This is a genomic window from Streptomyces sp. NPDC002156 (assembly GCF_053593675.1).
Genome location: NZ_JBSFDA010000279.1, coordinates 1 through 8,063 on the forward strand (window position 1 = coordinate 1; position 8,063 = coordinate 8,063).

Annotated in this window: 7 protein-coding genes; 3 read left to right on the top strand and 4 right to left on the bottom strand. The window is 69.8% G+C overall.

Annotated elements, in window-relative coordinates:
* Positions 1-135: 135 nt before the first annotated feature.
* Positions 136-720: a YdeI/OmpD-associated family protein gene (locus ACWCRB_RS47750; RefSeq protein ID WP_451002062.1), complete on the top strand. Its 585-nt coding sequence runs from the start codon at positions 136-138 to the stop codon at positions 718-720.
* A 45-nt stretch (positions 721-765) separates the two neighbouring features.
* Positions 766-1,026 carry a hypothetical protein gene (locus ACWCRB_RS47755; RefSeq protein WP_451002063.1) on the top strand — a complete coding sequence of 87 codons (261 nt, stop codon included), beginning with the start codon at positions 766-768 and terminating at the stop codon, positions 1,024-1,026.
* Positions 1,027-1,042: 16 nt separating this feature from the next.
* On the opposite strand, the gene ACWCRB_RS47760 is transcribed toward ACWCRB_RS47755, so the two are convergent.
* Positions 1,043-1,954: an NAD(P)-dependent oxidoreductase gene (locus tag ACWCRB_RS47760; RefSeq protein WP_451002064.1), complete on the bottom strand. Its 912-nt coding sequence runs from the start codon at positions 1,952-1,954 to the stop codon at positions 1,043-1,045.
* 95 nt (positions 1,955-2,049) lie between these two features.
* Between ACWCRB_RS47760 and ACWCRB_RS47765 the strand changes: the two genes are divergently transcribed.
* Positions 2,050-5,169: a beta-N-acetylglucosaminidase domain-containing protein gene (locus ACWCRB_RS47765; protein WP_451002065.1), complete on the top strand. Its 3,120-nt coding sequence runs from the start codon at positions 2,050-2,052 to the stop codon at positions 5,167-5,169.
* A gap of 96 nt (positions 5,170-5,265) precedes the next feature.
* Here the strand turns inward: ACWCRB_RS47765 and ACWCRB_RS47770 are convergent, their stop codons facing one another.
* The 3 genes from ACWCRB_RS47770 to ACWCRB_RS47780 all read right to left on the bottom strand — a co-directional run bounded on the left by ACWCRB_RS47770 (position 5,266) and on the right by ACWCRB_RS47780 (position 7,689).
* Positions 5,266-5,553: an SCO5918 family protein gene (locus ACWCRB_RS47770; protein ID WP_235476686.1), complete on the bottom strand. Its 288-nt coding sequence runs from the start codon at positions 5,551-5,553 to the stop codon at positions 5,266-5,268.
* A gap of 62 nt (positions 5,554-5,615) precedes the next feature.
* Entirely contained in the window at positions 5,616-7,166 is a 1,551-nt protein-coding gene (locus tag ACWCRB_RS47775) for a DEAD/DEAH box helicase (RefSeq protein ID WP_451002066.1), read from the bottom strand.
* Positions 7,167-7,485: 319 nt separating this feature from the next.
* Positions 7,486-7,689, bottom strand: coding sequence for a cold-shock protein (locus ACWCRB_RS47780; RefSeq protein ID WP_006373337.1), 204 nt, complete (start codon positions 7,687-7,689; stop codon positions 7,486-7,488).
* Positions 7,690-8,063 lie beyond the last annotated feature (374 nt).

The following is an 8,063-nucleotide window of genomic DNA, read 5'->3' on the forward strand; positions in this document are numbered from 1 at the left end:
GCGGGGGGGCGGGGGGGGCACCCGGCCCGCCCCCCCCCCCCCCGCCCGGCCCCCCGCCCCGCCCTGCCTGATCCGAGGCAGGGCGGGACGGGTCAGGGCGGGTCAGGACGGGCCCCGATGTGGTTCGCTGCCTGAATGACTCAGGACCTGGAGACCCTCGCGTTCGAATCCGCCGAGGCATTCGAGGCATGGCTCGGCGAGAACCACGCGACCTCGCCCGGCATCTGGCTCAAGCTCCGCAAGAAGACCTCCGGAGCCACCGGGGCTGTCGCCCTGGACTACGCCCAGGCCCTCGACGTGGCGCTCTGCTACGGCTGGATCGACGGTCAGAAGGCCGGGCTCGACGACCAGTGGTGGCTCCAGCGGTTCACCCCGCGCAGGCCGCGCAGCAAGTGGTCGAAGATCAACTGCGGCAAGGTCGCCGTCCTGATCGAACAGGGCCGGATGCGTCCGGCCGGGCAGGCCGAGATCGACCGCGCCAAGGCGGACGGCCGCTGGGAGGCGGCGTACGACAGCGCGAAGACCGCCACTGTTCCGGACGATCTCGCGGCGGCCCTGACCGCCGACCCGGCCGCGGCGGCGTTCTTCGAGACCCTGGACCGGCAGAACCGCTACGCGATCCTGCACCGGATCCACGAGGCCAAGCGCCCCGAGACCCGGGCGCGCCGGATCGAGACGTACGTGGCGATGCTGGCGAAGGGCGAGAAGCTCCACCCGTGACCAGCCGGCGCGGCTGCCGCTCATCACCCCGCTAGGGAGTACCGCATGTCCGGCGAGAACGAGCAGAACCGTGGGCCCCGGAACCTCACCCACGACCCCACCGGAAACCTCACCGAGACCTTCCCCTTCACCTGCCTCGCCTGCGGTAAGGCCTGGAACCGCACCTTCGAGGTCATCGTCCTCCCCGACCCGGCCGGCTGCCTCAATCCCCTGGAGTACGTCGACGAGGACGGCCGCGCCATGCGCTCCCCGCTGACCGACGCCGTGTGCGCCACCTGCGGCAGCCGAAAGGTACGCGTGGGCTGACCCTCACCGGCCCCGGTTACTGCTGCTTCTCCTCGAAGGAAGCGAAGTAAGCGGCGGCCATGTCCTCGTCCCCGTGTCCCTGTTCGGCGGCCCGCCGGAACCGCTCGGCGCTCGCGGCGGCCACGTCCAGCCGTACGCCGTTCCGCTCGCCCGCCTCGACGATCAGCCGGGCGTCCTTCGCGGCCGTGGACACCGCGAAACTCGCCGGAGTCAGCCCGTCGTTCAGGATCAGACCGGCCTTGGCCCGCAGATAGCCCATGTCGAGCGGACCGCCCTCGATCGCGTCGAAGAAGCTCTGCGGCTCGACGCCGAGTGCCTGGGCGAGGGCCAGCACCTCACCGGTCGCGTTGGTGACGGCCAGCACCCAGCTGTTGGCGACGAGCTTGAGCCGCGTGGCACTGCCGGCCCCGCCCTCCTCACCGGTCCACACCGTACGGGCGCCGACCGCGTCGAGGACGGGAGCGACGGCCGCCCGGTGCTCGGCGGGCCCGGCGGCGAGCACGAGCAACTGCCCGGCCTCGGCGGGCTGCCGGGTCCCGAGGACGGGCGCGTCGAAGAAGACAAGCCCCAACTCCTCGGCCAGTGAGCCGAGTTCACCGATGGCATCCACCCCGGCCGTCGTCGACTGCACCCACGCGGCCCCCGTCCGGAGCGCGGGCGCGGCCTCGCGCATGACCTCCCGGACGGCATCACCGTCGTACAGCATGGTCAGGACGACATCCGCGTCCCGTACGGCGTCGGCGGGCGTTTCGGCGAGCATGATCCCGCCCTCGATGGCCAGGGGCTCGGCCTTGGCGCGGGTCCGGTTCCACACCCGGACGGTGTGCCCGGACCGGGCGAGGTTACGGGCCATGGCGGCGCCCATGATGCCGGTGCCGAGGACGGCGACGGTGAGGGAGGGACTGCTCTTGCTGTCGGTGTCGGTCATGAAGTCAGTTAAGCAAGTGGACGGGGTCTTGCCAGCTGGTGAATCCATCCACCAAGATTCCGCCCAATGGAAGAAATAGTGAACCGGAGCCGGCCGTGACCCCGGCGCTGAAGTCAGCGAGCGGCCTCTTCGCCGCGGCCCTGACCCTCTGTGTGCTGGGCACAGCCCCGGCCCCCGCAGCGACGGCGACACCGCACTCCGCCACGGCTGCATCCCCCCTCCCCCACATCTGGCCGACCCCCCAGCAGCTGAGCCCCGGCCGAGGCACCCACGCGCAACCGGTCCCGAAGCAGGTCGTCGAGGTCATCGGCAAGGCCACCGACCCGGCGGCCCGCACCCTCGTCGAACGCGTCCTGCGCGACGCCGGCGCCCACACCATCCGTACGGTCACAGCGGGCCGCCCGATACCCCCCGCCGCCCTCACGGTCTACGTCGGCGGCCCCACGGAAAACCCGGCAACGGCAAAGGCACTCAAGCATCTGGGCGCCAAGCCCCCCACCCAACTCCCCTCCGGCGGCTACACGTTGGCCACCGGCAAGGGCACCGTCGCCCTGTCCGGAGTGGACACGACGGGCACGTTCTATGCGGCCCAGACCCTCCGCCAGCTGATCACCCACAACTCGATCCCCTCCGCAACGGTCCGGGACTGGCCGACAACGGCCCTGCGAGGAGTGATCGAGGGCTTCTACGGCGCCCCCTGGACCCAACAGAACCGCCTCTCCCAACTCGACTTCTACGGCCGTACGAAGCAGAACGTGTACGTCTACTCCCCCAAGGACGACCCGTATCTGCGCGCGAACTGGCGCGACGAGTACCCGCCGGCCCAACTGGCCACCCTCAAACAACTGGTGGACCGGGCAGCCGAGAACCACGTCCGCTTCACCTACGCCCTCTCCCCCGGACTGTCGGTCTGCTACTCCTCGGCGGCCGACGTCAAGGCACTGGTGACCAAGTTCGAGTCGCTGTACGCGATCGGCGTGCGCTCGTTCGCCGTACCGCTGGACGACATCAGCTACACGGCGTGGAACTGCGCGGCGGACAAGGAGAAGTTCGGCACGGGAGGCGGAGCGGCGGGCACTGCCCAGTCGGCCCTCCTCAACAACGTGGTCAAGGACTTCGTCGCCGCCCACACGGACGTGACCCCGCTGGAGATGGTCCCGACCGAGTACTCCGACCTCGCTGACTCCCCGTACAAGACGGCGCTGCGCGAGCAGTTGGACCCGTCGGTCGTCGTCGAGTGGACGGGCGTAGGGGTAATCGCACCGACGATCACCACCGACCAGGCCCGCCAGGCAAAGGAGTTGTTCGGTCACCCGATCCTGATCTGGGACAACTACCCGGTGAACGACTACACCACCAGCCGCCTCCTCCTGGGCCCCTACACAGGCCGCGAGGCAGGCGTACCCACCCAGGTCACGGGCATCACCGCCAACCCGATGATCCAGGCCGAGGCCAGCAAACTCGCCCTCTTCACCTCGGCGTCCTACGCCTGGAACCCGACGGCGTACGACCCCCGAGCGGCGTTCCTGGCCTCGGTGAAGGACTTCGCGGCGAACGCCCCCAGATCGACGGCAGCCTCCCTCCGAGTCTTCGCGGAGAACAACTACTCCTCTCTCCTGGACGCCACCGAGTCCCCGACCCTGACTCCCCTCCTCAAGGCGTTCACGACGGCGTACGAGAGCGGAGAGGGCCTCGACAAGGCGGCCGACGCACTGACGGCCTACTTCAGGTCGATGGCGGCAGCCCCGGCAGACCTCCGAGCGAACCTCGCCAACGCCCCATTCCTGACCGAGACTTCGAAGTGGCTGGACAAGCTGGGCGCGTACGGAGAGGCAGGCACGACAGCCGTAGACCTGATGCTGGCGCAGAAGAACGGCGACACGGAAGCGGTAGCAACCCTCTACGCCCGCCTCCAGTCGCAACGCAAGCAACTCGACTCGGTCCCCCAGCAGATCGCCCCCGGCGTACTGGACCGCTTCCTGTTCGACGCGACCCTGAGAGCGGCCCCGGACCCGGGCCCGGACGCGTCCTTCACTCCGACGTCTCTGTCCCTGCCCCCAGGCGACAGCGCCACCTCAACCCTGACGATTGCCGACAACCGCTCCACGACCGCCAGGACAACAACCTGGAAGATCAAGGAAGTTGACGGCCTGACGGTCACCCCGTCCGCCGGCACGGTCACCGTCCCGGCGGGCGGTAAGGTCACGGAGACCCTGACCTTCACGGCGGCGAGTGGGGCGAGTGCGGGCACAAGATCGGTAGCAGTCACCGGAGATGGACTGGTGAGCCGGGCAATCCCGGTGCAGATAACCGCAGTCGGCGGCAGCGAACGAGCCCTGACCGCCAACTTCAGTGGCGCGTCGGTCAGTTCGGTGGACCTGACCTCCGGTAGTTCCACCGAAATCCCGGTCGGCAACAACCCGGGTGAGGTCGTGATCAGCCCGGACGGCCGTACCGCCTATGCGGCGAACCAGGGTTCGGACACGGTGAGCGTCATCGACGTCAGTACGTCGAAGGTCACGGCGACCGTGGCGGTCGGGGACGTACCGGCGGGCCTGGCCCTCACCCCCGACGGCCGCACGCTCTGGGTCGCGGACTACTCCGACGACGCGATCCAGCCGATCGACCTGGCAACTGGCACGGCGGGCGCGAAGATAGCGGTGGGCGACGGCCCGGAGAACATGGCGATCACCCCGGACGGCACCACCCTGTACGTGGCGAACATCCACGACAGCACGGTGAGCCCGGTGAACCTGTCAACGGGCAAGGCCGGAACGGCAGTTGCCGTCGGCCCGAACCCGTTCAACGTGGTCGCGGCGCCCGACGGGAAGACGGTGTACGTGTCCAACTCGGGTGGCTCGACGGTCACTCCCATCGACACCGCCACGAACGACACCCGCCCGACCTACCTGGTCACCGGTCAGGCGTACGGCCTCGCCCTCTCCCCGGACGGCCGCACCCTCTGGGTCAGCGCGAGCAACGGCGACACGATCACCCCGCTCGACACGGTGACCGGCGCCCCGGGCACCCCGATCACCGTAGGCCGCTCAGCCTTCGACACAGCCCTCAACTGGAACGGCACAACGGCCTACGTGACGACAGCCGACGCAGGCACCTTGGTCCCGGTGACAACGGCAACGGGCGCGGTCGGCACCCCCCTGAAAACGGGTGCATACCCGCTGGCCGCGGCAGTAACGGGGGTGCCGGTCAGCTAGATCAGGCGGTTCGGCCGCGCCCCTTTAGGGGCGCGGGGAACTGCGCGACCAGCCACAACGAGCCCGCAGACGAAAAGCCGGCCCTCCAGCGGAGCGTTACTGCATCTCGGCCCAGGGATCAATGACCGCCGGACGGGCCGGCGCCGGCGCCGCAGTCGCCCGGCAGGTGAACCCCAGCCGATTCAACGCAGCGATCATTTCCTTCTCGGTGAAGTCACGCCGGTCCAGCCGAGTAATAACCGCACCGACCTGCTTGACCGGGTAGTCCACTCCACCGATGACGACGGCCGCACTGGTGATGGGCTCGGGGGCAACCCCGTCCATCTTGTGCGTGACCTCACTCATGATCAGGTCGAACGGGAATCGTGCGATCACACAACGCATGGTGCCTCCGCAGGTCGGGAAGGGTTACGGGTGCTGTACAGGTGCTCGTGCTGAAGCTGGTGCTAGCTGCTCTGACGTGCGTCGGTACCCGGACGCCGGTTGCGGGGCGCCCGACGCCGACGGCTGCGTGGCTCTCCGGAGCCGTCCTGCTCCGTACGGGCGGACGTGCTCCCACCCGGCGTACGTGGCGGCTTGGCACCGCCACCGGTCGGACGCGACGCCTTCTTGCCGCTGCCGCCACCCGACGTACGCGATCCGGCACCGCCACCGGCACCCTCCGCACCCCCACGGCGCGACCGCGTGCCCGAGGAGCCCGCAGCCGAACCCGTGCCCGAGCCGGAACCCGAGCGCGATCCGGACCGGGACCGCGAGGACCTGGACCGGCCGGAGCCGTCGCCCTTCGACGGGGACGGCGGGGTCGGGGCCGGGACCGGGATGACGACGGGTATGCCCGACGGCGTACGGGAGCCGGTGATACGGGTCAGTTCGGCGGCGCCGGGGGAGACCTTGGCGGTGTTCGGGTTGACGCCCGCCGCCCGGGTCAGGCTCCGCATCTCACGGCGCTGCTCGGGCAGGACCAGGGTGACGACGCTGCCGGAGGCTCCGGCACGGGCCGTACGGCCGCCGCGGTGGAGGTAGTCCTTGGCACCGCCGGGCGGGTCCACGTTGACGACCAGGTCGAGGTCGTCGATGTGGATGCCCCGGGCGGCGACGTCGGAGGCGACCAGCACGGTGACCTCGCCGGTCTTGAACTGGGCGAGTGTGCGCGTGCGTTGGGGCTGGGAACGGCCGCCGTGCAGGGCCGCCGCACGGACACCGCTCTTCAGCAGGTGCTTGGTGAGGCGGTCGACGCTGCGCCGGGTGTCCATGAACATCAGGACGCGTCCGTCGCGGGCGGCGATCTCGGTGGCGACCGTCTTCTTGTCGGCGTCGTCGACGTAGAGCACGTGATGCTCCATCGTCGTGACGGCGCCGGCGTGCGGGTCGGTCTGGTGCACCACGGGCTCGTGCAGGTAGCGGCGGGCCAGCCGGCCGACGTCCGCGTCGAGCGTGGCCGAGAACAGCATGCGCTGTCCCTTGCGCGGCACCTGGTCGAGCAGGTACGTGACCTGCGGCAGGAAGCCCATGTCGACCATCTGGTCGGCCTCGTCGAGGACGGTGACGGAGACCCGGTCGAGGCGGCAGTCGCGGCGGTCGACGAGGTCGCGGAGCCGGCCGGGCGTCGCGATGACGACCTCGGTGCCGGCGCCGAGCGCACGGGCCTGACGGGAGATGGGCAGCCCGCCGACGACCGTGGTCATCTTCAGCTTCATGGCGCGGGCGTGCGGGGTGAGCGCGTCCACGACCTGCTGGGCGAGCTCACGGGTCGGTACGAGGACGAGCGCCAGCGGGCGTCCCGCTTCGGCGCGCTGTCCGGCGAGCCGGGCCAGCATGGCCAGGCCGAAGGCCAGGGTCTTGCCCGAGCCGGTCTGGCCGCGGCCCATGACGTCGTGGCCCGCGAGGGTGTCCGGCAGCGTGGCCGCCTGGATCGGGAAGGGGACGGTGATGCCCTCGGCGGTGAGGGAGGCCAGCAGCGAGGGCGGCAGGCCCAGGTCGGCGAACGACCGGTTCATGCAGAACCTTCCTCAATGCGGCACGTCGGCAGAGAACACGGCAGCGCTCAGCGTCCGCCGCGACAGCGGCGGCACACAGGACAGAAAGGCCGTGGGGACGGGCCGAAAGGAAACGAGCGGTGAAGGGGTTTCTGAGACACCCCAAGAATCAGGGACGGCGACCGGAGTCCGGTGGAGTCCGGTGCGGAACCGTCCCGAAAAAACTGTGAGCCGGGGCCCACACCCCTAGGTGCGGGCCCCGGCCACAATCACGTGTGTTGTCGATCTACCAGCTGACTAGGTTGACTAGCTGACTAGTGGACCGGCAGGCTCACGCGGATCAGGCGGGGAGGATGTTCTCCGCCTGCGGGCCCTTCTGGCCCTGCGTGACGTCGAACGTCACCTTCTGGCCCTCGTGGAGCTCACGGAAGCCCTGGGTGGCGATGTTCGAGTAGTGGGCGAAGACGTCGGCGCCGCCGCCGTCCTGCTCGATGAAGCCGAAGCCCTTTTCCGCGTTGAACCACTTAACGGTACCGGTGGCCATGTCAAATCTCCTTGGGGCATGCTCGGGGGCCCGCACCGTGCGGACCCCGCGTCGCCGCAATGATTGCCCCGCCGGAACTAACACCGGAAATCTTTGGGAACCACAACTGCAACTGGAAACCACGCTAGCACAGACCACGCCTCCACGGACGTGCGGCAATGTCACACGTCCGGCGGGAATAGTCTCCCCAGGTCACCCCACCCGGAGCCCACGGGGACGCCACCCCGGCCCCCCAGGGTAACGACGTCGACGCCGGGCGTTTTCTCGCCCCCGCCGCCCCTACCCATTCCCATCCCCTGGGGGCTGCGCCCCCAGACCCCCAACGGCCCTGAACGGGCCTTGTCCTCAAACGCCGGACGGGCTGGTTTGTCAGC

Bases quoted from the DNA above. Each gene is read 5' to 3' on its own strand.
- ACWCRB_RS47750 (WP_451002062.1), top strand. From the start codon at position 136: ATGACTCAGGACCTGGAGACCCTCGCGTTCGAATCCGCCGAGGCATTC.
- ACWCRB_RS47755 (WP_451002063.1), top strand. From the start codon at position 766: ATGTCCGGCGAGAACGAGCAGAACCGTGGGCCCCGGAACCTCACCCAC.
- ACWCRB_RS47760 (WP_451002064.1), bottom strand. From the start codon at position 1,954: ATGACCGACACCGACAGCAAGAGCAGTCCCTCCCTCACCGTCGCCGTC.
- ACWCRB_RS47770 (WP_235476686.1), bottom strand. From the start codon at position 5,553: ATGCGTTGTGTGATCGCACGATTCCCGTTCGACCTGATCATGAGTGAG.
- ACWCRB_RS47775 (WP_451002066.1), bottom strand. From the start codon at position 7,166: ATGAACCGGTCGTTCGCCGACCTGGGCCTGCCGCCCTCGCTGCTGGCC.
- ACWCRB_RS47780 (WP_006373337.1), bottom strand. From the start codon at position 7,689: ATGGCCACCGGTACCGTTAAGTGGTTCAACGCGGAAAAGGGCTTCGGC.